At 69.8% G+C, this 24075-nt stretch carries 23 protein-coding genes and 1 riboswitch; of the genes, 9 read left to right on the top strand and 14 right to left on the bottom strand.

Features of this window, described 5'->3' with window-relative positions; genetic code table 11:
• Nucleotides 1-252: 252 nt before the first annotated feature.
• Together ABB22_RS14960 and ABB22_RS14965 are read right to left on the bottom strand one after the other, a co-directional pair.
• Nucleotides 253-1137 carry an OmpA family protein gene (locus ABB22_RS14960; protein WP_055772558.1) on the bottom strand — a complete coding sequence of 295 codons (885 nt, stop codon included), beginning with the start codon at nt 1135-1137 and terminating at the stop codon, nt 253-255.
• Complete coding sequence (locus ABB22_RS14965) at nt 1137-1523, bottom strand: DUF4398 domain-containing protein (protein WP_055772561.1); 387 nt, start codon at nt 1521-1523, stop codon at nt 1137-1139. Before ABB22_RS14965 ends, ABB22_RS14960 begins: the two co-directional genes overlap by 1 nt.
• 96 nt (nt 1524-1619) lie before the next feature.
• Between ABB22_RS14965 and ABB22_RS14970 the strand changes: the two genes are divergently transcribed.
• Nucleotides 1620-2753, top strand: coding sequence for a PilT/PilU family type 4a pilus ATPase (locus ABB22_RS14970; protein ID WP_057505313.1), 1134 nt, complete (start codon nt 1620-1622; stop codon nt 2751-2753).
• Between the two features lie 189 nt (nt 2754-2942).
• Here ABB22_RS14970 and maiA read toward each other — a convergent pair whose 3' ends face one another.
• Both maiA and ABB22_RS14980 read right to left on the bottom strand, forming a co-directional pair.
• Nucleotides 2943-3599: a maleylacetoacetate isomerase gene (maiA, locus tag ABB22_RS14975; RefSeq protein WP_057505316.1), complete on the bottom strand. Its 657-nt coding sequence runs from the start codon at nt 3597-3599 to the stop codon at nt 2943-2945.
• A 113-nt stretch (nt 3600-3712) separates the two neighbouring features.
• Nucleotides 3713-4702 (bottom strand): fumarylacetoacetate hydrolase family protein, encoded by a 990-nt coding sequence (locus ABB22_RS14980; RefSeq protein WP_057505314.1) that lies wholly within the window; start codon nt 4700-4702, stop codon nt 3713-3715.
• Nucleotides 4703-5178: 476 nt separating this feature from the next.
• Here ABB22_RS14980 and ABB22_RS14985 point away from each other — a divergent pair, with 476 nt between their 5' ends.
• On the top strand, nt 5179-6591 hold the full coding sequence (locus ABB22_RS14985; RefSeq protein WP_055772570.1) for a DEAD/DEAH box helicase: 1413 nt from the start codon (nt 5179-5181) through the stop codon (nt 6589-6591).
• Nucleotides 6592-6712: 121 nt separating this feature from the next.
• On the opposite strand, the gene ABB22_RS14990 is transcribed toward ABB22_RS14985, so the two are convergent.
• The 5 genes from ABB22_RS14990 to ABB22_RS15010 all read right to left on the bottom strand — a co-directional run bounded on the left by ABB22_RS14990 (nt 6713) and on the right by ABB22_RS15010 (nt 12835).
• Nucleotides 6713-9043 carry a TonB-dependent hemoglobin/transferrin/lactoferrin family receptor gene (locus ABB22_RS14990; RefSeq protein WP_055772573.1) on the bottom strand — a complete coding sequence of 777 codons (2331 nt, stop codon included), beginning with the start codon at nt 9041-9043 and terminating at the stop codon, nt 6713-6715.
• Nucleotides 9044-9164: 121 nt separating this feature from the next.
• Nucleotides 9165-10637, bottom strand: a complete 1473-nt coding sequence (locus ABB22_RS14995; RefSeq protein ID WP_161809374.1) for a DUF2271 domain-containing protein — start codon at nt 10635-10637, stop codon at nt 9165-9167.
• A 16-nt stretch (nt 10638-10653) separates the two neighbouring features.
• Entirely contained in the window at nt 10654-11514 is an 861-nt protein-coding gene (locus ABB22_RS15000) for an EF-hand domain-containing protein (RefSeq protein WP_055772579.1), read from the bottom strand.
• 26 nt (nt 11515-11540) lie between these two features.
• On the bottom strand, nt 11541-12332 hold the full coding sequence (locus ABB22_RS15005; protein ID WP_055772582.1) for a DUF4198 domain-containing protein: 792 nt from the start codon (nt 12330-12332) through the stop codon (nt 11541-11543).
• Nucleotides 12333-12571: 239 nt separating this feature from the next.
• The gene (locus tag ABB22_RS15010) at nt 12572-12835 is read right to left on the bottom strand and encodes a hypothetical protein (protein ID WP_055772585.1); all 264 of its coding nucleotides are present in this window, start codon (nt 12833-12835) and stop codon (nt 12572-12574) included.
• 60 nt (nt 12836-12895) lie between these two features.
• Here ABB22_RS15010 and queD point away from each other — a divergent pair, with 60 nt between their 5' ends.
• The 4 genes from queD to ABB22_RS15030 all read left to right on the top strand — a co-directional run bounded on the left by queD (nt 12896) and on the right by ABB22_RS15030 (nt 14999).
• Nucleotides 12896-13252 (top strand): 6-carboxytetrahydropterin synthase QueD, encoded by a 357-nt coding sequence (queD, locus tag ABB22_RS15015; protein ID WP_055772588.1) that lies wholly within the window; start codon nt 12896-12898, stop codon nt 13250-13252.
• Between the two features lie 91 nt (nt 13253-13343).
• Nucleotides 13344-13712 carry a phasin family protein gene (locus ABB22_RS15020; protein WP_055772591.1) on the top strand — a complete coding sequence of 123 codons (369 nt, stop codon included), beginning with the start codon at nt 13344-13346 and terminating at the stop codon, nt 13710-13712.
• Between the two features lie 430 nt (nt 13713-14142).
• Nucleotides 14143-14625: a GAF domain-containing protein gene (locus tag ABB22_RS15025; protein WP_055772594.1), complete on the top strand. Its 483-nt coding sequence runs from the start codon at nt 14143-14145 to the stop codon at nt 14623-14625.
• Complete coding sequence (locus ABB22_RS15030) at nt 14622-14999, top strand: TfoX/Sxy family protein (RefSeq protein ID WP_055772596.1); 378 nt, start codon at nt 14622-14624, stop codon at nt 14997-14999. Before ABB22_RS15025 ends, ABB22_RS15030 begins: the two co-directional genes overlap by 4 nt.
• A 30-nt stretch (nt 15000-15029) precedes the next feature.
• Here ABB22_RS15030 and cobS read toward each other — a convergent pair whose 3' ends face one another.
• From cobS to cobT, 3 genes are read right to left on the bottom strand one after another with little or no spacing between them, the layout of a single operon-like run.
• The gene (gene cobS / locus ABB22_RS15035) at nt 15030-15773 is read right to left on the bottom strand and encodes an adenosylcobinamide-GDP ribazoletransferase (RefSeq protein ID WP_055772672.1); all 744 of its coding nucleotides are present in this window, start codon (nt 15771-15773) and stop codon (nt 15030-15032) included.
• Nucleotides 15770-16366, bottom strand: coding sequence for a histidine phosphatase family protein (locus ABB22_RS15040; protein WP_055772599.1), 597 nt, complete (start codon nt 16364-16366; stop codon nt 15770-15772). The genes cobS and ABB22_RS15040 overlap by 4 nt, the downstream gene beginning before the upstream one ends.
• A complete protein-coding gene (cobT, locus tag ABB22_RS15045; protein ID WP_055772602.1) occupies nt 16363-17433 on the bottom strand; it encodes a nicotinate-nucleotide--dimethylbenzimidazole phosphoribosyltransferase in 1071 nt (356 codons plus the stop codon). Before cobT ends, ABB22_RS15040 begins: the two co-directional genes overlap by 4 nt.
• 133 nt (nt 17434-17566) lie before the next feature.
• Nucleotides 17567-17808, top strand: a riboswitch (cobalamin riboswitch).
• Nucleotides 17809-17921: 113 nt separating this feature from the next.
• Here cobT and btuB point away from each other — a divergent pair.
• Nucleotides 17922-19778 carry a TonB-dependent vitamin B12 receptor gene (gene btuB / locus ABB22_RS15050; protein ID WP_055772604.1) on the top strand — a complete coding sequence of 619 codons (1857 nt, stop codon included), beginning with the start codon at nt 17922-17924 and terminating at the stop codon, nt 19776-19778.
• Between the two features lie 469 nt (nt 19779-20247).
• On the opposite strand, the gene gph is transcribed toward btuB, so the two are convergent.
• On the bottom strand, nt 20248-20895 hold the full coding sequence (gene gph, locus ABB22_RS15055) for a phosphoglycolate phosphatase (RefSeq protein ID WP_055772606.1): 648 nt from the start codon (nt 20893-20895) through the stop codon (nt 20248-20250).
• Nucleotides 20896-20947: 52 nt separating this feature from the next.
• Nucleotides 20948-22024 (bottom strand): DNA polymerase IV, encoded by a 1077-nt coding sequence (dinB, locus tag ABB22_RS15060; RefSeq protein WP_055772608.1) that lies wholly within the window; start codon nt 22022-22024, stop codon nt 20948-20950.
• 202 nt (nt 22025-22226) lie between these two features.
• Between dinB and fabA the strand changes: the two genes are divergently transcribed.
• Entirely contained in the window at nt 22227-22742 is a 516-nt protein-coding gene (fabA, locus tag ABB22_RS15065; protein ID WP_055772609.1) for a 3-hydroxyacyl-[acyl-carrier-protein] dehydratase FabA, read from the top strand.
• A complete protein-coding gene (gene fabB / locus ABB22_RS15070) occupies nt 22742-23950 on the top strand; it encodes a beta-ketoacyl-ACP synthase I (RefSeq protein ID WP_057505315.1) in 1209 nt (402 codons plus the stop codon). Before fabA ends, fabB begins: the two co-directional genes overlap by 1 nt.
• Nucleotides 23951-24075 lie beyond the last annotated feature (125 nt).

Raw genomic sequence — 24075 nt, forward strand, 5'->3', positions numbered from 1 at the left:
CCACGGTTGCACTGGCCCGGTCCTCCGCTGTCCGGACGACGAAAATGTCGCCCGGACGATTGACCCTACGCCTGAAAAAAGGTTCCGGCAAGGGGAGCGGAGAGAGCTGGCGAAGGTTCAGGAACGGCCGCACATTCAGCCCTTACGGCAGCCCTGTGCGACCCGCGGCGGCACCCGCCGGAGCAACACAAGCGGTAGTGCCGGAGCGGGGCGATACCCCCTTCCATGGGTTCCGGGTGAGCCGGCCTGGCATCACGGTGCGACGATCACCTCGGCCGAACGGGCGCGCGTGGCGGCAGCCTTCTTGCCGCTGACCTGGATGCGGTTGGCGCCGACGCCGGCCGCCACCAGCGCGTCCTTCAGCGCCTGCGCGCGGCGCTGGCCGACGCCGGTGGCGCTGTCGTAGCCCTCGATGGTCACCCGCCCCTTCCTGCCGATGTTCAGGTACTCGGCCAGGGCCTTGAGCTGGTCGCGCGCGGCGCTGGACGGGGTGGCCTGGCCCGCCGCGAAGGCGTCGCCAGCGAGGGTGAATATCTCGCCGCGGTTGTCGAACTTCGAGGCCGGCAGCTTCTGCCCGGACACCAGCTCGGCCTCTTCGCGCGCGAGCTTGGCCGCGTTCTGCTGGGCCGAATTCACCCGCGCGGCCTGCTTGCCCGCCACGCTGGTCAGCGCCGCCTCGGCGTCCTGCCGGGCCAGGGTCTCGGCCTCGGCGGCCTGGCGCATGCGCTCGGTCTCCTCGGCCTGGATCTGCGCCTGCACGCGCAGGCGCTCGGCCTCCTGGCGCGCGCGGGCGGCTTCGCGGCGGCTGGCCTCGACCAGCAGTTCGCTGCGGGTACGCTCCAACTGGTCGACTTCGCGGCGCGCGGCTTCGGCGCGGGCGCTGGCCTCGGCGATCGCCACCCGGCGCTCGGCCAGGTAACGCGCCTGGTCCAGTTCCTTGCGTTTGGCCTTGGCCAGCACGGCGATCGCCTGCTGCGCCTGCAGCCGTTCGAGCGCCGCCAGGTCGGTGGTACGCATGTCGGCCTGCAGCGCGATCAGGCGCTGGTTCAACATCGCCACGGCCGGGTCTTCGGTGGCGGCGGTCGCCAGCATCGGCATGGCCAGCAGGCCGGCCACGAGCAGAGTGCGGATATCCATCAGCGTCCCTCCCCGGTCGCCAGCTGGCGTTGCAGGCGTTCCACCTCGGCCTTGCGCTGCGCCAGCGTGGCCAGCGCCACGGCCTCGCCGCTCTGCGCGCGGGCCAGGTCGGCATCGACCATCGCGCGCTGCGCCAGCAGGGGCGCCTGCTTGCGCTCGCGGCGGTCGCCGGCCGCGCGCTGCGCCTGCTCCAGTTGCTGCCGGGCCAGGGCCATGGTGTCCGGCGCGTACTGGTCGGCGTCGGCGCGATCGGCGCGCTCCACCGCCTGCTGCGCGGCGAGCAGGTCGGCCGCGGCCGGATCCTGCGCCATCGCACTGGCACAGAGCGCAGATGCGCACGCGGTCACATACAGGAGGTGTCGCAAGTGTGCGAAGCTAGGTTTCATTGGGGAGCCGTCGCGAAAGAGTTGAGCGCGGCCATTGTCGTCAAGGCCGCCGTGTGCTTGCAACGGTGGGCGGCCATTGCCCGGGGAATCGCATCCATGGATATCGGCTATTTCCTGAAGCTGATGACCGAAAAGAACGCATCGGACATGTTCCTGACCACGGGAGCGCCTGTCCATATCAAGATCGAGGGCAAGCTCTACCCGCTGGGCAACACCGGCCTGCCGCCAGGCATGGTCAAGAAGATCGCCTACTCGCTGATGGACGAGGGCCAGGTGCCGCAGTTCGAACGCGACCTGGAGCTGAACATGGCCATCGCGCTGGCCGACGTGGGCCGTTTCCGCGTGAACGTGTTCAAGCAGCGCAGCGAAGTGGGCATGGTCATCCGCGCGATCAAGAACCGGATTCCCTCGATCGAGGAGCTGAAGCTGCCGGACGTGCTCAAGGACGTGATCATGACCCCGCGCGGGCTGGTGCTGGTGGTCGGCTCCACCGGCTCGGGCAAGTCCACCTCGCTGGCGTCGATGATCGACCACCGCAACGCCACCACCACCGGGCACATCCTCACCATCGAGGACCCGATCGAGTTCCTGCACCGGCACAAGCAGTCCATCGTCAACCAGCGCGAGGTCGGCCTGGACACCCACGCCTTCCACAACGCGCTGAAGAACGCGATGCGCGAGGCGCCGGACGTGATCCTGATCGGCGAGATCCTCGATGCCGAGACGATGGAGGCGGCCATCGCCTTCGCCGAGACCGGCCACCTGTGCCTGGCCACGCTGCACTCCAACAACGCCGACCAGACCATCGAGCGCATCCTCAACTTCTTCCCCGAGAGCGCGCACCGCAACGTGCTGATGAACCTGTCGCTGAACCTGCGCGCAGTGATCAGCCAGCGCCTGGTCAAGGGCACCGATGGCCGCCGCCGCCCGGCCACCGAAGTCCTGATCAACACGCCGATGATCCGCGACCTGCTGCGCCGCGGGCAGGTGCACGAGATCAAGCAGGCGATGGAGCAGTCGCTGGAGGAAGGCATGCACAGCTTCGACCAGTGCCTGTTCCGGCTGGCCAAGGACGGGCTGATCGAGCAGGAAGAAGCCCTGCGCGCGGCCGATTCGCGCGACGGGCTGGCGCTCAAGTTCCGCCTGTCCGAGGGCGCCAGCGGCGAGCACGATCCCTATGCCGATTTCTCCGCGGCGGCGGCGCCGGCGTCGATCACCCACGGCTTCTGAACGGACCGTGCCGCTTCGACGGCACAATGACAAAGCCCCGCAGAAGCGGGGCTTTGTCGTTGTTGTCCTGCGTCCGCAACGCAATCGGGCGATACGCAGACGGGAAGGAGTGCAGCGGAGCCCGGCGTGGCAAATTCAGCAGCCGGGAGGCTGTTCCTCCATCGCCCCCAAAGCGGCGATGGACAGCGCTCAGGCGGCGTCGGGCTGGTTTTCCGGGCGGGCGGCGTCGAAGGCCGGCAGCGCCAGACAGGCGGCCTCGATCCGGCGCAGGGTCGGGAAGGCCTCCATGTCCAGGTGGAAACGGCGCGCGTTGTACAGCTGCGGCACCAGGCAGCAGTCGGCCAGCCCTGGCGCGTCGCCATGGCAGAAACGCCCGCCCTGCGCCGATGCCGCGAGCGAGGCCTCCATCGCGGCGAAGCCGGTGCGCATCCAGTGCAGGATCCATTCGTCGCGCTCGGCCTGCGGCACGTTCCATTCCTGGTCGAAGAACTGCAGCACGCGCAGGTTGTTGAGCGGATGGATGTCGCAGGCCACCAGCTGCGCCAGCGCGCGCACCCGTGCGCGGCCGGCGGCGTCGGCCGGCAGCAGGGCCGGCTGCGGATGGGTTTCCTCCAGGTATTCGAGGATCGCCAGCGACTGGGTCAGTACCCGATCGCCATCGCGCAGTGCCGGCACCAGTTCCTGCGGATTGAGCGCGGCATAGGCCGGCGCGTGCTGCTGGCCGCCGTCGCGCACCAGGTGCACCGGCACGATGGCGTAATCCAGGCCTTTCAGGTTCAGGCCGATGCGAACCCGGTAGGCGGCGCTGGAGCGCCAGTAGCTGTAGAGCGTCAAGGCCTGTTGCATGTCCGTTTCCTGTTGCCCGCAGGCCACCTTACCCGCCGGCGATGGGGTGGCCCGCACCGCCGGTCGGTCCATCGCGCCGCCGGCCGGGAGTGGAGCCGATGCGCGTGAGGCCGTCAGGGCCGCGCGGCCTGCTCGATGCGCTGTTCGATGGCGCCGAAGATGCTGTTGCCCGCGCGGTCGAACATCTCGATCCGCATCACGTCGCCGAAGCTCATGAACGGCGTGGACGGCTTGCCGTCGCGCAGCGTTTCCACCGTGCGGCGCTCGGCGAAGCATGAAGCGCCCAGCGAGGTGTCCTCGTTGGCGATGGTGCCCGAGCCGACGATGGCGCCGGCCGACAGCGGACGGGTCTTGGCCGCGTGCGCCACCAGCTGGGCGAAGTCGAACTGCATGTCCACGCCGGCTTCCGGCGCGCCGAACCACTCGCCGTTGATGTGGGTCACCAGCGGCAGGTGCACCTTGCTGCCCTGCCAGGCCTCGCCCAGTTCGTCCGGGGTGACGAACACCGGGCTCAGCGCCGAGCGCGGCTTGGATTGCAGGAAGCCGAAGCCCTTGGCCAGTTCGGCCGGGATCAGGTTGCGCAGGCTGACGTCGTTGACCAGGCCGACCAGCTGGATGTGGCCGGCGGCCTGCTCCGGGGTCGCCGCCATAGGCACGTCGTCGGTGATGACCACGATCTCGGCTTCCAGGTCGATGCCGTAGTCCTCGCTGACCACCTTGACCGCATCGCGCGGGCCGTAGAAGCCGGCGCTGGTGGCCTGGTACATCAGCGGATCGGTGTAGAAGGTTTCCGGTACCTCGGCGCCGCGCGCCTTGCGCACCCGCGCCACGTGCGGCAGGTAGGCGCTGCCGTCGACGAATTCGTAGGCGCGCGGCAGCGGCGCGGCCAGCGCCTGCATGTCCAGGTCGAACACGCCGTCGGCATCGCCGTGGTTGAGCGACTCGGACAGCGCGTTCAGCCGTGGCGCGACGTTGGACCAGTCCTCCAGCGCCTGCTGCAGGGTGGCGGCGATGCCGATGGCGCGCACGGCGCGGGCCAGGTCGCGCGAGACCACGATCAGGGTGCCGTCGCGGCCACCTTCCTTCAAGGAACCAAGCTTCATCGGAGCGTCCAGTCCAGGGGCGGAAAACAAGTTTCGATTGTAACGAATAGTCCGGCAACGACCAGCGCCGCGAAAAGAACGCCGGGCCATCGGGCATGCGCGCAATGGCGTGCGCCCACCCGGCCTGTACGTCGGGCCGGCAACGGGACCCTTCCCCGGCGATACCGGGAGTTCCAGGCGCCCCGACCATACCTGAACAGGGGTTTTTGTACCGCTCCCGAACATCCCTTAGACTATCGCGGTCTGCCAGCGGCCGTCCGTTTCCCTCGGGGATTACCGGCGGCGCAGGATCCTCCAGGGGAATCCGCCCGCCCGCTCCCACTCCGACGCCTTTCGTCATGCATTCCGGCCTGCGCGCCTGCGCCGGTCGTACCCCACCTCGCAGCGCGGTTACACGGGAACGCTCCGAGCCGGTCGGTCATGCCGACCGTCAGTGCCAGCCTTTGCCGGCCGGCACGTCCATTACGGAGTTTCCAATGTCGTTCGAAGATCTGGGCCTTGCGCCCTTCCTGCTGCGCGCGCTCGCCGAGCAGGGCTACGAAAACCCCACCCCGATCCAGCAGCAGGCCATCCCGCTGGTGCTGGAAGGCCACGACCTGCTGGCCGGCGCGCAGACCGGCACCGGCAAGACCGCCGCGTTCGGCCTGCCGCTGCTGCAGCACCTGGCCACCTCGGCGCAGGAGGTGCGCAACGGCCCTCGCCGGCCGCGCGCGCTGATCCTCACCCCCACCCGCGAACTGGCCACCCAGGTGCATGACAGCCTGCGCGGCTACAGCAAGTACCTGCGCATCCCCAGCACCTGCATCTACGGCGGCGTCGGCATGGGCAACCAGCTCGACATCCTGCGCCGCGGCGTGGATCTGTTGGTGGCCTGCCCGGGCCGCCTGATCGACCACCTGGAGCGCCGCAGCGTCGACCTGTCCGGCATCGAGGTGCTGATCCTGGACGAGGCCGACCGCATGCTCGACATGGGCTTCCTGCCCTCGATCAAGCGCATCCTCGCCAAGCTGCCCAAGCAGAACCGGCAGACCCTGCTGTTCTCGGCCACCTTCGCCGACCCGATCAAGCAGCTGGCGCTGGAGTTCATGCGCAACCCGCGCGAGGTGATGGTGACCCCGCGCAACACCGTGGCCGAAACCATCGCCCACCGCGTGCATCCGGTCGACGCCGGGCGCAAGCGCGAGCTGCTGCTGCACCTGCTGGCAGCCGATTCGCGCGAGCAGACCCTGGTGTTCGCCAAGACCAAGCACGGCAGCGACAAGCTGGCCACCTTCCTGGACAAGTCCGGCATCAAGACCGCGGCGATCCACGGCAACAAGAGCCAGAGCCAGCGCCTGCGCGCGCTGGGCGACTTCAAGGCCGGCCGCGTCACCGTGCTGGTGGCCACCGACATCGCCGCCCGCGGCATCGACATCAACGAGCTGCCCAAGGTCATCAACTACGACCTGCCGATGGTGGCCGAAGATTACGTGCACCGCATCGGCCGCACCGGCCGCAACGGCGCCAGCGGCCAGGCGGTCTCGCTGGTGGCCCAGGAAGACGCCAAGTACCTGCGCCAGATCGTGCGCCTGCTGGGCCGCGACATGGACATCCGCGACGTGGCCGGCTTCGAGCCGCAGACGCCGATCCGCTGGGGCAACAGCGCTCCGGGCAAGGCCGAGCAGCCGGGTGGCGAACGCCCGCCGCGCCGCGGCAATGGCGGCCGCCCCGCGGGTCACCGCGACAACGCCCCGGGCCAGCGCCGCGGCGGCGCAGGCGGGCAGCCCTCCGGCGCACCGCGTGGCGAAGGCAACGGCCAACGCCGCGAAGGCCAGCCGGCCGGCCCGGCACGCCGCCGCCGTGGCGGCCGTGGCCGCGGCGCCGCCTCGCGCCCGAACAGCGCGGTCTGACCGGCGCTTGTGCCCCTGAAGAAAACGGCCGCGATGCGGCCGTTTTCTTTTGGTACCCCGCCAGCGCCGGTGCAGGGGGCCGCATCCCTGCGGCCCTTTCACCGGAGCGGCGGGCAAGCGCTCAGAACGTCCATGTCAGGTTGACGCGGTAGTTGCGGCCCGGCTCGCTGTAGCGGCCGATGCCCTCTTCGGTGGCATAGCCGTACAGGTAGAAGTCGCCGCGGGTGACATTGCGGATGCGCGCCCACTGGTAATAGCGCTCGTCGAACAGGTTGTAGACGCCGGCGCTGATTTTCAGGTGCGCATTGACGCGCAGGCTGCCGAACAGGTCGAACACGGTGTAGGCATCGCTGAGGAACGGCTCGGCGACCTGTCCGAACACGTCGCTGGCCACGGCCACGTCCTTGCGCTTCTTGGCCAGCGCGTGGGTCAGCGCGCCGGTCAGGCGCAGGCGCTCGTCCATGCCCTGCCAGCTCAGGCCGAGCACGCCGCGGTCCGGGTTGATGCTGTCCAGCGGCTTGCCGCCGCGCAGCTCGCCTTCGTTGTGCGAGTACACCGCACGCAGCAGCCAGGCGTCGCCCAGCTGCCACAGGCCCTCGGCTTCCACGCCCTTGACGGTGACCTCGCCGACGTTGGCCTGGCTGGAGAAGCTGTAGCCCAGCGCGGTGCTGCAGCGGGTGCCGGTGCAGGTGCGGTACTCGATGCCGGGATCGCGCAGCACGCGCACGCTTTCGATGAAGTCGTCGTAACGGTCGCGGAAGACCGAGACGCCCAGGCGCGAACGCACGCCTTCCCAGCGCCAGCCCAGTTCCAGGTTGAGGCTCTTTTCCGAGGCGAGGTCCGGATTGGCCGCGCTCGTCGGTACGGTGACCAGCTTGCCGGTGGCCACTTCGGTGATGTCGGTGGTGCTGGTCGGCGCATACATCTCGCCGGTGGTCGGCGCGCGGAAGCCGCGCCCGGCCTGGAACCACAGCGTATGTCCCGCCGCCACCAGGTAGCTCAACCCGGCCTGCCAGGTCGGCGAGGCGAAGCGCACCGGGCGCACCGTGCCGGTCCGGTCGACGAACGTCGCATCCGGGTGCGGCGTGTAGTCGTGGCGGTCGTAGCGCGCGCCCAGGTTGAGCTGCAGCCGCTCGTCGAGCAGGTCGATGCGGTCGCGCAGGTACACGTTCCACGACGCGGCGTCGGTACGCGGCACCTGGCCGGGATCGACGGTGGCGGTATCCAGCACGCCGGCATTGTTCCAGCGGTAGTCGATGGCGCCGTAGTCGATCTCGCGGTTCTGCCAGGACGCGCCGTAGATCAGCGCATGCGCGCCGGCGCGCTTGTCCATGTCCAGCGCCACCCGGTCCAGGACCTGCGCGGTGTGGCGGTCCTCGGCGCGCTGGCAGGTCGCGGCCAGCGTGCAGGCGGTGGTGTTCGGCGTGACCGTGGGATTGGCCGAACTGCCGCTGCCGCTCACCACGCGGGTGATGCCGCGGCTGTCGGTCTTCTGCCGGTCCACCTGCAGCTGCGCGGTGTCGAAGGCCGCATTGCCGGCATTCCACACATAGCGCAGGCCGTAGCGGTCGCGGCTGTTGCTGTCCTCGCCCCAGCGCTGCAGATAGCCCGGCGCGCTGACCCGGCTGAGGTTGTCCACCAGGTTGTCGACCCGGTTGCGCTCGTACACCACGCCCAGGCGGTGCTCGGGACTCAGCACGAAATCGACCTTGGCCAGCACGTTGTCGCTGTCATGGTCGATCGGGTCCGGCAGGCGCCGGGCGCTGCCGGTGGCGACCGCGGTGGAGTCGTACCAGCCTTCGGATTCATGCGCCTTGCGCTTGGTGTAGACCAGCATGGACTCCACGATGCCGGTACGGTTGGCGGCGGTGAACGAGCCGAGCTTCTCGTCGTTGTAGCCGGTATAGCCGAGCTTGACGCTGCCGAAGCTGTCGTTGCCGCTGGGCTTGAGGTAGTCGGACGGATCCTTGGTGGTGAAAACCACGCCACCGCCCAGCGAACCACTGCCGGCAGCGATGGCATCGGCGCCCTTGATCACCTCCACCTGCTTCAGCGTGTCGATGTCCACGCCGCCGCGGCCAGCGCGGAAGAACTCGTAGCTGCGCGCGGTTTCCAGCCCCTCGGCCATGCCCAGGCCATCGATGGTCATCGACACGCGGTCGCCTTCCATGCCGCGGATGTTGAAGCCGTTGTCGCCGAAACGCCCCATGTCGGCGATGCTCACGCCGGGGATGTAGCGCACGAGGTCTTCCATGCTCTCGGCCATCTCGTCGTCCAGCTCGGCGCGCGTCACCACGCGCACGTTCTGGGTGGCCGAACGCGCGTTGTTCTCGCGCGCGGCCTCCACCTTCACGGTATCCAGCGTGCGCGCGTCCGGCGTGGCATCGGCATGGGCCAGCGGCGAAAGGCCGGACAGGATCGCCAGGGTCAGCAGGGAGGGGGCGGGTTTCATGGTCAAGCTCCACAGAAGGAAGGGTCGAAGGATTCGCCGCGTGGGCGGCATGCCGTTCCTGGCTGCGGAGGCCGGAGGTCGCCGGCGCGGTGCTGGGGGGCGTTTGCGGGTGTGGCGGACGCTAGGGCGCGTCGTCGCCGCGATGCGCGTACAGCGCGCCGATCTCGTCGCCAGCGCGCGGCAGGTGCCGGGCCTGCCCGTCGAGCGCATGCACGGCGAGGCTGAGGCGCTGGCGGCCGCCGTGTTCGCGCGCCGCCTCCAGCTCGATGCGGTACTCGCCGGGCGGGCATGGCCGGCCCTGGTCATCGAGCCCATCCCAGGTCACCGAATAGTGGCCAGGCAGCCGCGTCGGGCGGGCGATGCCGTGCACGGCGGACTCGTCGTCGCGCCCGTACAGGCGCCACCATTGCGGCAGTTCCTGCAGGTAGCGCGAGCGGTCGCCCAGCACCAGCAGCTGCCGCACGGGGCTGCCGTCGGGCCGCGCGATCCACAGCGCCAGGTAGGGCGCGCGGTAGCGGGCCGCGTCATGCGTCGGGATCTCGTAGTCGATGCGCAGCGGTCGCGGCCATGCCGCCGCTGCTGCGCCCGTCTCCACGGACAACAGGCGATGCCAGCCGCTGCTGGCGAAGCTCACGCCACGGTCGCTGACGACCAGTGCTTCCACGCCGGGCAGCTGCTCCACCCAGGCCAGGCCGTCACGGATCGGCATCACGCTCAGGGCCGTGGCCAATGCATCGGCGGTGGCCGCATCCGGCGCCACTACGGTGGCCGACGGCGGATAGGCCAGGGGCCAACCTTCCATCGGGTCGAGCAGGTGGCTGTACTGGCGGCGCCCCACCTTGAAACCGCGGCTGCGATGGCCGCTGGAGGCGATCGCCAGCGAGCGCAGCTGCAGCGTCGCGCGCGGCGCCGCGTTGTCGGCGGGCGCAAGCGGATCGGCGACGCCGACGCGCCAGCCCTGCCCTGCTTCCGGCCCGCCCCAGTAGACAGCGTCGCCGCCGATGTCCAGCGCGATCCCTGACGCCTGCGGTGCGGCGTCGCGCGCACGTTGCAGCGCCAGGTCGAGGATGTGGCCCTTGGCCACGCCGTCGACCTGCCACTGCAGCAGGCCGGGGGATGGCGCCGGCAGCACCGAGGCCGGTTCCGGTTGCAGCTGCGCCAGCGCGCGCGCCTGCCGGCGCAGCTGCACGCGATCCGGCAGGACGCCGGTGGCGGCCGCTTCGCGCCAGGCCTGCAACGGGCCACCGAGCCGGCAACTGAAAGCGCCGTCGCTGGCTTCGCGCCAGTGCTCGCACAACGCGAGCAGCCGGCGCAGTTCGGGCGACACCGGCAGCGGCGCGCCGGCGCGGTTCAACCGCGACAGTTCGCTGTCCTCGCGCCAGGTACTGAACACGGCCTCCAGCCGCCCGATTTCCGCCAGCGCCGCCGCATGCGCCGCCTCGGCCTCAGCCGGGCCGACACCGGCCACGCTCATCCGCAGCGACGTGCCCAGCACCTGCTCGTGCTGGTAGTGCTGCAGCACCGGTGCGGCCGCCACGCCGCCACCGGCGAGTGCAAGGACGAGCGTGGCCAGCGAGCGCAGGGAGATCGACATGGACAGCGGGCCGCGATCAGGGAGCGGTGCGCGCGGGCGCGACAGGCGCCGGCTCGGGATCGCGCGCATCGACCACGCCGTCGCCATTGCTGTCGGCACGGTCGAACAGGCGCTTGCCCGAAACCTGGTACTCGGCGAAGGTCATGCGCCCGTCGCGATCGGTATCCAGCGCCTTGAAGCGCACGCGTGCCTGCTGCGCCGCGGCATCGCGCACGCTGGCGGCGCGGCGGTCCAGGCGGTCCTCGAACTCGGCCAGGTAGTCCGCGAAATCCAGGAGCCCGGTGCCGCCGCGATCGGCCGCGGCGAACATGTCCTTCCGCACCTGTTCGAACTCGGCACGGTCGATGCGGCCATCGCCGTCGCGGTCGTAGATCTCCAGCATCCCGGCCAGGCTGTGCGAGGTCGGCATGCGCAGCGGGTCGATGGCGCGCGGCGACGCTGCACGCCTGGGCTCGCCCTCGGCCAGCAGCTTCTGGTAGCCGCTCCAGGTCCGCTCGCCGGCCGCATCGAACTCGGCGCGGCTCACCCTGCCATCCTTGTCGGCATCGAGCGCGTCGAAGCGGGTGCGGGTCTGCGCGACATGGCCGGCGCGCGCCTTCTCCAGCCGGGCGTCCAGGCGGGCCAGGTATTCGTTGACGTATTCGTCCTCATCGACCGCGCCATCCCGGTTCTCGTCGGTCTGCGCATAGCGCTGCTGGCGGAACGCGAGGAACTGCTCCCGGCTGACGCTGCCGGTGCCGGCCTCGTCGAACTGCTCCAGGAAAGCAGCCACGGACGGCGCGAGCGCCGGGCCAGGTGTTGCCGGACGCTGCGCCTGGGCATGGGAAACGAAGGGGATCGCCAGCAGCAGCGGGGCGACGGAAAGGAACTTGCGCATGGGTGTCTCCGGGAAACGACGGCGCCTCACGGCGTCAGTACATGGAAGGTGAGCGTGTAGCTGTTGCTGTACTCGGGCACCGGGGCTCCTGCCGGCGCGGGGCTGCGATGGCGGGCCAGTGCGAGGAAGGTGCCGGCCTGCGCCAGCTTCAGCCGCACGTGGCCGGCGGCATCGCTCTCCACGGTTTCCAGCGCCGGCTTGCGGTCGGACGTCCACACCGCCTCGGTCACTTCGATCTTCTGCGCGGGCAACGGCCTGCCGTCGTACTGCACGACGAATTCGAAGTCCTCGCCGACATACAGGTCGCTCGGATGGGTGACCGGAACGAACTCCAGCCCCTTGTCGCGCGGCGCCAAGGCGGCACGGTCGGGCGCACCGACGCTCACGTAGGCTTCGGCCAGCGTCAATGACTGGAAGTTGGAGATCACCTTGGCACCCGCCGGGATCCTGGCCGCCGGGTCGCGGCTGCTTTCCCGCTTGCCGCCGATCTCCCAGGTGCGGAACAGCGCGCCGAGCCGCGGTCCGGTACTGAAACGATAGGTGCCCTTGCCCGCATCCAGCCGCTGCTCCGCCACCGTGCGGGTACGCAGGCGTTGCACCGTTTCCAGCGCGCGGGTCCTGCCGGTTGGATCGGTCACCACGAACTCGCTGTCGTCGAACGCGGCTTCAGGCACGAAGAAAGCTTCGGCGAAAGCCGCGTCGAGGCTGACCGTACTGCCCTCGCGGGCGTCGAAACTGGCGGGGGCGAGGAAGGGGGTGTGCGCCGCCGTCGGCAGGGCGGTCGCCGCCAGCAGCAGGGCCAACGAATGGATTCTCATGAACAGGTCCCGATGAACGGGGCACATTCACCCCGGCTTCACCATTATATTTTATTGAGAATCATTTGCAAATAGGAATTCATTCCAAAAACCTGCTGCCAACTCCGCTCCGATGCCGGTACCCGCGTCCGCCGCCCCTGCCGCGCGCATCTCGCGCAATCCATGGCTGAACCGGGTTGCGGGCTGCCGATACCCGCCTACGTACAGGCCACGCGCACTACCACACGTCCGCGAAGGCATCAGCGCAAGCCCTTTTTCACCTTGGAACGCGGCATTCGCCACCCGCGCAGCGTGGCGCCTGTCCCGGCTACCAGGACCGCGGCCGGATCGAGCGGCGGCTCGCGGCCCGGTCGCGCCGACCACACGCCGCGGCGGTGCGGTACAGCCACGATCGCGGCGCCCTGCGCTGTGCGCGACCAGCCGCGCAGTGCCCGGTGGATCGGGCGCAATCGCGTCTGCGCATGCGCGCATGACCAGGCACCAAAGCCGCCTTCCTTCATCATCGATGAGCGGCGTGCTCGGCCACAAAGGGATTTCCCGTCCCCGCCAGTACAATCGCCGCCATGGACATCTTCAAAGATTTCACCCTCGAGGCCGCCCATCGGCTGCCCAACGTCCCGCCTGGCCACAAGTGCGCGCGCCTGCATGGCCACTCGTTCCGCGTGCGCCTGGAAGTGAGCGGCGAACCCGGCGCCGAGTCCGGCTGGGTGATGGATTTCGGCGACATCAAAGCGGCCTTCCAGCCGCTCTATGAGCAGCTCGACCATCACTATCTCAACGACATCGCCGGGCTGGAAAACCCGACCAGCGAGCGCCTGGCGATATGGATCTGGGACCGGCTCAAGCCGGGGTTGCCGCAATTGAGCGCGGTGACCGTGCACGAGACCTGCACCTCCGGCTGCCGCTACCGCGGCACCTGACCTGAACGATCCCCGGCAACCGCAGGCGCCGGGCTTCCGCACCGCCACCCCGGACGATATGCTGCGTCGCAACAAATGACGGAGCACGGCCATGGCCGCCCGGTTCGGCGACGGTTTCAGCGACTACACACGGCAGTTCACGGCACTGGCCAATCGCGCCAACCGGCTGGCACTTGAGAACGCGGAAAGCGCGGTCGGCGTGCAGTTGCGCACCTTCGAGCGCAATGCCACCGCCACCGCCGGCTTTCTCGGCGAACTGGCGCATCCCGGCCCGCAGGCCGACCTGCCGTCGCTGCTGCCCAAGGGCCTGCAGGTGGCGCAGGAGAACCTGCAGCGGCTGGCTTCGGCCGGGCAGGAAATCGCCGGCCTGGGCCTGAAGACCGGGCAGGCGCTGATCGAACTGGCGCAGCAACCGCTCCAGGGCAGAACCGCCAGGCGCCCACGCGCCAAGGCCAGCTGACCCACCCGCTCAACAGCGCGCGGAACCCCCTCCCCCGCGCCCTGTCCGGACCCGGCAACGATCTCTCTCCCGTTGCCGGGTCTTTTTTGTTCCGCCCTTCCTGGCGCCCCCTTCCCGCCGTCGACAAGCAATTCCCAGAACCGCTCCATGCGGCCTTCCGGTTCTCACCGACCACCGGGAAAACATGCCCCTCCTGTAGAGCGGGGCAACGCCCCGCTGGAGCTTTCCCGATAAAGCCCCGCCGGGCGCTGCCCGGCACTACAGAGCACGGGGCCCTCCCGCGTCCGTGGTTCCGGCCATGGCCTCGGCATCCTGCGATGTCATCAATGGGCGATCCCGGGATCCATGCCCTGCGCTCCCTCGCTGCACACAGGCCGGCAGCCGGCCCCCGCGGAAACAATCGCGCTCGGGCAGCGGTTAGACTCTGCTGATGTTCAGTTCCACCACGCTCACCGGCAGCAAGCCGGAACAGTACGCCCAGCTGCTGGCCCAGGCCCGCGCGCTCGTCCATGGCGAAACCGACCGCATCGCCAACGCCGCCAACCTGTCGGCGCTGGTGTATCACGCGCTGCCGCAGCTCAACTGGGTGGGTTTCTACTTCTTCGACGGCACCGAACTGGTGGTCGGCCCGTTCCAGGGCCTGCCGGCCTGCGTGCGCATTCCGCTGCACAAGGGCGTGTGCGGCGCGGCGGCCAGCACCCGCCAGACCCAGCGCGTGGAAGACGTGGATGCCTTCCCGGGCCACATCGCCTGCGACTCGGCCTCGCGCTCGGAACTGGTGGTGCCGCTGGTCCATGACGGCGCGCTGGTGGGTGTGTTCGACCTGGACAGCCCCGTCACCTCGCGCTTCGATGCCGACGACCAGGCGGGGCTGGAAGCCATCGCCCGGGTCTTCGTCGAGGCGCTGGCATGAGCGCGTTGAAGCTGCGCAACATCGGCCCGAAGAGTGCGGCCTGGCTGCGCCAGGTCGGGCTGCGCAGTGCCGAGGACCTGGCCGCGGTCGGTGCGGTCGGCGCCTTCGTCAAGGTGCGCCGCGCCGGCTTCAAGCCCAGCCTCAACCTGCTCTATTCGCTGGAAGGCGCGCTGGTCGGCTGCCATTGGCAGGAGGTGCCGGAGGCGCGGCGCCAGCAGTTGGTCGCCGAGTACGAAGTCGCTGCAGGCGGGCTGCCGACCGCGCGCGCCGGGCAGATGGCCGGGCCGGTGCGCGAGACTCACATGCAGTCGCCCGACGCGGGCGATCACGACAGCGGCGACGAGGTCGGCGAAATCCGCTTCGGCGAGGATTGAATCCCCCTGCCTGCCGGGCGAGCCCGGCAGTTACGGCAAGGGCAGTGCGACGCCGCCCAGCAGCACCAGCGCCAGCAGCAGCAGGCTTTCGGTGACCTCGACGCTGGCGCCGAGACAATCGCCGGAAATGCCGCCCAACCGGCGCCGCCAATATGCCGCGACCAGCGGCACCAGCCCCAGCGCGAGCAGCAGCGGCCAGGCGACGAAGGCGGTGACCGCCGCCAGCAGCAGCGCCCACAGCCACATCGAGCGCAGGCTCAGCTGCCAGGAAAAGCGCTCGGCCATGCCCGCGCCATGCAGCGACGGCAGCAGGCGGCTCCACCACAGCGTGCCCCAGCGCGCCCACGCAGGCACCAGTACGATGCCGAACCACAGCGGACTGGCGGCGAGCTCGGTCAGCAGCACGAACTTGAGCAGCAGCTGCATCACCAGCGTGACCACGCCGAACACGCCCATGTGCGGGTCCTTGAGCACCTCGAGGAAGCGCTGCGGATCGCGGTGCGCGGCGCCGAAGGCATCGGCCACGTCGCCCAGCCCGTCCAGGTGCAGCGCGCCGGTCGCCCACACCCACAGCAGCAGGGTGAGCACGCCGGCCAGCCACGGCCGGTCGCCAAGCAGGTACAGCGGCGCGGCCAGCAGCACGCCGATGATCGCGCCCACCAAGGGGTAGTACACCGCCGCGCGGCTCAGGTCGTCGTCGCGGAAATCCCTGACCTGCGGCGTCGGCAGCCGGGTCAGGAACTGGATCGCCAGGATCAGGCGGCGCACGCTCACGGCTGGCACAGCTCCAGCAGCTCGCCCCACAGCTGGCCATCCCCGCCGCGCTCAACGCGCAGGCGCACGCGGGTGCCGTAGTCGATGCGCATCGCCCACAACGCGGCCAGCGGCATGCCGCACACGCGCGACACCGCCAGCCGCAGTACGCCGGCATGGCTGACCACCAGCACCGGTCCGGCGCCCTCGTCTTCGTCCTCGTCCTCGTCGAGCAGCCGCCGCAGCTGCGCATCGATGCGCGCCTCGAACTGCCGCCAGCTCTCGCCGTTGGGCGGCACCACCGCGTGCGGCGCGTCGTAGAGTCCAGCCAGCAGCTCGGCCGGGATCTCGTCGTAATGGCAGCCATCCCAGTCGCCGAAATCCAGTTCGGCCCAGTCCGGGTGGATCTCGCAGAACAGGTCGCGGCCGGCGACCAGCGCGGTGGCGGTATCAAGCGCACGGCGCCGCGGCGAGGCGATCACCCGGCTCCATTGGCCATCGCCATGGCAGCGCAGCAGCGCATCCATGGCCCCGTCGAGCAGCGGCGGATCGGTGCGGCCATCCAGATGGCCCTGGCGGCCGGTGGAGGCATGGCGCATCAGGTCCAGGATCATGGCGCGGCGCTCCGCCCGGCGATGGCGGCCTCGGCGAAGGTCGCCATGCCGTTGTGCAGCGCGCAGGCCAGGCGCAGCAGCGGCAGCGCCAGCGCGGCACCGGAACCTTCGCCCAGGCGCAGGTCCAACTGCAGCAGGGGGTCGGCCTGCAGGGTCGCCAGTACCCGCGCATGCCCGCGCTCGGCGGAGCGATGCGAGAACAGCAGCCATGGCTGCAGCGAGGGGTTGATGCGCACCGCGGCCAGCGCCGCGGCCGAGACGATGAAACCGTCCACCAGCACCGGAACGCCGCGCTGGGCGGCGGCGATCATGGCCGCGGCCAGCGCGGCGATCTCCAATCCGCCGACGCGGCGCAGGGCTTCGCGGCCGGGGTCGGCAGCGGCGGCGATCGCTTCGCCGTGCAGGGCCAATGCGCGTGCGGTCACGGCCTGCTTGTGGGCGATGCGCGCCGCATCCAGGCCGGTGCCCGCACCCACCAGGTCCGCCAGGGGCAATGGCCCGAGTACCGCCGCCAGCGCGCTGGCCGAGGTGGTGTTGCCGATGCCCATCTCGCCGAGCAGCAGCAGGTCCGCGCCGTCGCCGCAGGTGGCTTCGACCGCGCGCCGGCCGGCGTCGAAAACCGCTTCGAGATCAGCCGGCGCCATCGCCGGACCGGCGCTGAAATCGTCGGTGCCACGGCGCGGCTTGTCGCAGGTCACGCCGGCGAGCGGCGCGTCGGCCAGGCTGCCCACGTCCCAGACATGCAGCGGCAACCCCAGTTCGCGCGACAGCACGGCGATGGCGGCGCCACCCGCGGCGAAGTTGCGCAGCATCTGCACCGTCACTTCCGCCGGATACGCCGATACGCCCTGCACGGCGACGCCATGGTCGCCGGCGAACACCAGCACCGGCACCCGCGCGGCCTGCGGCTGCTCGCGTCCCTGCAGCGCAGCCAGCTCGATGGCGAGGGTTTCCAAGCGCCCCAGCGCGCCCTCCGGTTTGGTCAGTTGCCGCTGGCGGGCGATGGCATGCTGCCGGTGCGCCTGCGAAGGCGCCGGGCAGGGCCGGGTGAACCATGCTTCTGTCACGTGTGTTCCGATACTGCATTGCAATCGCGCATTGTAGGGCGCGGGCCGCTTCCACGATGTGCCGCACAGGGCGCCAATCCGGCGCTGCCCACCCGCCATCGGCTGCGCCGGGCGGCGACGCGGGCGATGGCATAGAATGCGCGCACTTTCGGGTGACTGGCCGGGCTCGCTCCGGCCGGTTGAAACGGGAAGCCGGTGCCGCGCACGCCAGGGATGCCCCTGGCCGCGCCATTCCGGCGCTGCCCCCGCAACGGTAAGCAGGACAAGGACAGGCATACCGCCACTGTGCATCGATCGCACGGGAAGGCGCCTGGACGGAAGCGCCGACGCGCCTCGCCTGCGAGCCCGGAGACCGGCCCGGAAGCCGACTGGTTGCGATGCGGAGGGCATGGCGGCGGCAGTGACGCCGTGCGCGCGCTCCGTCGTCCCCTTCTCCTGGCAGCCCCCACCGTCCGTCCGCGCGGGAGCGCGCGGGTCCAGGAGTTCCCATGAAACTGCCGTACCACACCCTTTCCCTCGCCCTGGCGCTCGCGCTGCCGGGCATCGCCGCCGCCGAGCAGGCGCCCACCGAACTGGACGACGTGATCGTCACCGCCACCCGCACGCCGGTGTCCATCGCCGACAGCGTGGTGCCGGTGCAGGTGATCGACCGCGAGCAGATCGACCGCAGCCAGGCCGGCTCGGTGCTGGACCTGCTGCGCGGCCGCGCCGGCCTGGATTTCGCCAACCAGGGCGGCGCCGGCAAGCTCACCTCGCTGTTCATGCGCGGCACCGCCTCCAACCAGGTGCTGGTGCTGGTCGACGGCGTGCGCATCGGCGCGGCCACCAGCGGCATGCCGGCGCTGCAGGACCTGCCCATCGACCAGATCGAGCGCGTGGAGATCGTGCGCGGGCCGCGTTCGAGCCTGTACGGCTCCGAGGCGATCGGCGGCGTGATCCAGATCTTCACCCGCAGCGCGGGCAAGGGGCTGCAGCAGAACCTGGCGCTGACCGCCGGCAGCCACAACCTGCGCCAGGCCAGCGCCGGCTTCAGCAACCGTGGCGAACGCGGCTGGGTTTCGGCGCAGGGCGCCTGGCAGAAGACCGACGGCATCAACGCCTGCAACGGCTCGGCCGCGCTGTTCCAGGGCTGCTACGTCGACGAACCCGATCGCGACGGCTACCGCAACGCATCGCTCAACCTGCGCGGCGGTTATGCGCTGGCCGAAACCCTGAGCGTGGAAGGCCACGTGCTCGATGCCAGCAGCCGCAACGAATACGACGGCAGCATCTACAGCGGCAACGAGGCCGAAAACCACCAGCAGGTGTATGGCGGCAAGCTGCTGTGGACGCCCGGCGAGGCGTTTCGCCTGTCCGCGCAGGTCGGCCGCAACAACGACCAGGCCGACAGCTACTTCGCCGACGCCGGCAAGCGCACGTTCGTTTCCACCTTCGACACGCGCCGCGACACCGCCAGCGTGCAGGGCGACGTCCTGTTCGCCGAGGGCCAGCAGCTGACCGCCGGTGCCGACTGGCAGAAGGACGAGGTCACCGGCACCACGGCCTATGCGATCGACAGCCGCGACAACACCGGCGTCTTCGCCGAGTACCAGGGCCGCTTCGGCGCGCACTCGCTGCAGGCCAGCGTGCGCAACGACGACAACGAGCAGTTCGGCAACCACACCACCGGCAGCCTCGGCTACGGCTTCGCCTTCGGCAACGGCCTGCGCCTGACCGCCAGCGCCGGCACCGGCTTCAAGGCGCCGACCTTCAACGACCTGTACTACCCGTGGTCGAGCAACCCGGAACTGAACCCGGAAGAATCCAAGAGCGTCAACGTCGGCATCGCGCAGTACGCCGACGGCTGGAACTGGACCTTCAACGCCTATGAAACCCGCATCGACCAGCTGATCGCGCTGGACAGCACCTACACGCCGTACAACATCGCGAAGGCACGCATCCGCGGCGCCGAGCTGACCGGCTTCGTGTCGCTGGCCGGTTTCGACATCAATGCCCAGGCCAGCTTCACCGACCCGCGCGACCACACCAGCGGTGCGACCAGCTACGACAACTGGCTGCCGCGCCGTGCCCGTACCAGCGGCCGCCTGGACGTGGACCGCGGCTTCGGCCCGCTGCGCGTGGGCGTGACCGCCACCGGCACCGGCCACCGCTTCGACAACGCTGCCAACAGCATGCGCCTGGCCGGCTACGGCACCGTCGATCTGCGCGTGGAATACGCCATCAACGAGGCATGGAGCCTGCAGGCCAAGGCTGCCAACGTGTTCGACCGCGAGTACGAAACCGTGGCCTGGTACAACCAGCCCGGCCGCGAGTACCAGCTGACCCTGCGCTACCGCTCGCGCTGAGCCGGCCTGGACGGTTGAGTTCCTCCCGACGCCCCGGCCTGCCAGCCGGGGCGTTGTTTCATGCGGCGCCGGGCAGCGCCCCGCCGCCACTCCCGCCTCGCCCGGCCGGACCCTGCCCAGGGCTGCGACGGGGCAGTTCGCATACGGCTCCGGTCATCCCCCCGCATCCGGCCCCGGCAGGGGCCCATGCCGTATCGACCCCGCCGGCATCCCATGGCTCCGGCGGCGATGGATGAAACGGCCTGTCAGCGGCACGGCGACTGGCGGACAAACTGGAGCTGGGGCACGCGGCCGCGGCCATCGGAAAGCAGCGGTTGCAGCGGGAAGCCGGCATGGAGACACCTGTCAGGCGACGGCCGAAGACACGCGGTTGCCGGCGACAGCGCACGGCGCCGGACCGCATGCGGCAGAGGTCTCCCCTGCGTACCCGATGGGATTCACCGCCATCGGGCAGAGATGCGTTCCGCGTTCAGATGCAAGCGGAGAGCTGCCGCAGATCGTCGATCACCGCGACCGCATCGGCAGCCTCCAGATCAAGATCGCGCGGATAGCCATAGCGCACCAGCACGATGGGCATGCCGGCCGCGTTCGCCGCGCCCAGGTCGGTGGCCGAATCGCCGACCATCAGGCAATGCGCCGGCGCCTGCCCCAGCAGCTGTGCTGCATGCAGCAGCGGCTCGGCGGCCGGCTTGCGCTGCGGCAGCGTGTCGCCGCCGATGATGTACGCGAAGTGCCCGGCGATACCCAGGTGATCGAGCAGCGGCGGCACCAGCGCCGAGGGCTTGTTGGTGCAGATCGCCATCGGCAGGCCGCGCGCCTGCAACTGTTGCAGCACTTCGACCACGCCCCCGTACAGGCGCGGGCTGCGCAGCAGGCAGTCACGGTAGTGGCGCATGAAGGTCGGCATCACCTCGTCCAGTGGGCGCGTGCTACGGGCATGCGCCAATGCGGTGGTCACCAGCCTGCGCACGCCTTCGCCGATCCAGCTGCGTACCGTCGCCTCGGATACGCGCGGCAACGACAGGTCGTCCAACGTGCGGTTGACCGCCTCGGCGATGTCGTCGGCGCTGTCCACCAGCGTGCCGTCCAGGTCGAATACCAGCGCTGCAATGCCCACGCATCCACTCCATGACAGGAAGCGGCCGATTGTAACGGGGCGCGGAAGCGCTTCAGCCCACGGAGGTGTCCCGGAAAAGATCGCCCTGCACCGCCGAATCCTCACGGTCGCGAAAGCCCGACAGGCCCACGCCCACCAGCCGGTAGCGCGTTTCCGGCGGCAGCTGCACGCGCTGGCACAACGCCAGTGCGATGTCGCGCAGCTCCTCCTCCGAGGCCGGCGGTGCATCCGGGGTGAAGCTGCGGGTGAGGATGCGGAACTGCGCGGTCTTCAATTTGAGCACCACGGTGTGGCCGACGCGCTCGGTGCGCCCGGTCGCGCGCCAGGTCCGCGCGGCCAGTTGTGCGATCAGCTCGTCGAACTCGCCCAGCCGCAGGTCTTCGCTGAAGGTGTCCTCGGAGGAAATCGACTGCACCGGCTGGTCCGGCTCCACCGGCCGCTCGTCGATGCCGCGCGCACGCCGGTACAGGCGCTGGCCGAACGTGCCGAACAGGGCTTCCAGCTGCTCGGCAGGCAGACTGCGCAGGTCGCCCACGGTAGCGATGCCCAGCGCCGCCAGGCGCCCCTCCATCACCTTGCCCACCCCGGGCACTCGACTCACCGGCAACGGCGTCAGGAACTGCTCCACGCGCGCCGGCGGCACCACGAACTGGCCGTCGGGTTTGCGCCAGTCCGAGGCGATCTTGGCCAGGAACTTGTTCGGTGCGATTCCGGCCGAGGCGGTCAGCGAGGTCGCCTCGCGGATCTGCGCGCGGATGGTGCGCGCGATCTCGGTGGCGATGCCGTCGCAGGTCGGGGAATCGGTCACGTCCAGGTAGGCCTCGTCGAGCGACAGCGGCTCCACCAGCGGCGTGTGCCGCAGAAATATCTCGCGGATCTGCCGCGACACGGCCTTGTAGCGGGCGAAATCCGGCGGCACGAACACGGCATCGGGGCACAGCCGTTCGGCGCGCACTGCCGGCATCGCAGAGCGCACGCCGAATCTACGCGCCTCGTAAGACGCGGCGCACACCACCGAGCGGTTCCCCCGCCAGGCCACCACCACCGGCCTGCCGCGCAACGCCGGATCGTCCCGCTGCTCGACCGACGCATAGAACGCGTCCATGTCGATGTGGATGATCTTGCGCATGACGGGAAACGCGGCCGCGGAACGGAGGACGGCCATGATGATAGCCCGGCGCCCCATACGCACCGGTACGATCTGCAACGAACATGCCGGCTTTTCCCTGCAACACTACGGACGCGTACGGTTAAAACTGTTGATTGAAAGCCCGCGCATCATGCATGCTCGGACGTTAACCCACGTTTCCGTGCTCCGGATTACCGCTTCGATGAACCGTCTCAATGCGTTCTCGCGCGAACAGCTGCTGGCCAGCGCCCGCGGCGAGCTGTTCGGGCCCAACAAGGGCCGCCTCCCCAACGACCCGATGCTGATGTTCGACCGCATCACCGACATCCGCGATGACGGTGGTCCGCACGGCAAGGGCCTGGTACGGGCAGAACTCGATATCCGCCCGGACCTGTGGTTCTTCGGCTGCCACTTCATCGGCGACCCGGTGATGCCCGGCTGCCTGGGCCTGGATGCGATGTGGCAGCTCACCGGCTTCTTCCTGACCTGGCTGGGCGCCGAGGGCCGCGGCCGTGCGCTGGGCTGCGGCGAGGTCAAGTTCACCGGCCAGGTGCTGCCCAGCGCCAAGCTGGTGCAGTACGAGATCGACATCTCGCGCGTGATCAACCGCAAGCTGGTGATGGCCCAGGCCGACGCCCGCATGCTGGTCGACGGCCGTGAGATCTACACCGCCAAGGACCTGCGCGTGGGCCTGTTCACTTCCACCGAGAGCTTCTGATGCGTCGCGTCGTCATTACCGGCATGGGGATCAACTCCTGCCTCGGCAACGATCTGGACACCGTATCCAGCGCCCTGCGCGAAGGCCGTTCCGGCATCGTCGCCCTGCCCGACCACGCCGAGGCCGGCCTGCGCAGCCAGATCGGCGGCCGCGTCGACATCGACCTGGACGCGCAGATCGACCGCAAGCTCAAGCGCTTCATGAGCGACGCGGCGGCCTACAGCTACATCGCCCTGCGCGATGCCATCGCCGACGCCAATCTGGACGAGGCGCAGGTCAGCAGCGTACGCACCGGCCTGATCGCCGGTTCCGGCGGCGGCTCCAGCCAGTGGCAGGTGGAAGCGGCGGACCTGCTGCGCAACCGCGGCGTGCGCAAGGTCGGTCCGTACATGGTGCCGCGCACGATGTGTTCGACGGTGTCCGCCAATCTGGCCACCGCCTTCAGCATCAAGGGTCTGAGCTACTCGCTGTCCGCGGCCTGCGCCACCTCGGCGCACTGCATCGGCGCGGCGGCGGACCTGATCCGCCACGGCGCGCAGGACATCGTGTTCGCCGGCGGCGGCGAAGACCTGCATTGGTCGATGAGCGTGATGTTCGACGCCATGGGCGCGCTGTCCACCGGCTTCAACGACACTCCCGCCCAGGCTTCGCGCCCGTATGACGCCAACCGCGACGGCTTCGTCATCGCCGGTGGCGCCGGCATGCTGGTGCTGGAGGACTACGACCACGCCGTCGCGCGCGGTGCACGCATCCACGCCGAGCTGATCGGTTACGGCGTGACGTCCGACGGCGCCGACATGGTGGCGCCGTCTGGCGAGGGCGCGGTTCGCTGCATGAACATGGCGCTGGCTGGTCTGGATCGGCGGGTCGACTACCTCAACACCCACGGCACCTCGACGCCGCTGGGTGACATCACCGAGCTGGGTGCGGTGCGGGAGGTGTTCGGCGACAAGCTGCCGCCGATCTCCTCGACCAAGGCGCTGTCGGGCCATTCGCTGGGCGCCGCGAGCGTGCACGAGGCGATTTTCTGCCTGCTGATGATGCGCGACGGTTTCATGGCTGGCTCGGCGAACATCGAGACGCTGGACGCGCGTGCCGAAGGCTTCCCGATCCTGCGGCAGTCGCAGGAAGCGAAGCTGGATACGGTGATGTCCAACAGCTTCGGCTTTGGCGGCACGAACGCGACGCTGGTGTTCGGCCGGGTGTGACCTTCGCGCTCGAGCGGTGGCGATTGAAGCAACGGCGCCTTTTGGCGCCGTTGTCGTATGTGAGGGACGGGGATCGAGCCGCCTTTCCAGCTGCGCGCCCATGCCCACCCTTCACTTGCCAGGAG

This window comes from Stenotrophomonas nitritireducens, from assembly GCF_001431425.1.
Classification (GTDB): domain Bacteria; phylum Pseudomonadota; class Gammaproteobacteria; order Xanthomonadales; family Xanthomonadaceae; genus Stenotrophomonas; species Stenotrophomonas nitritireducens.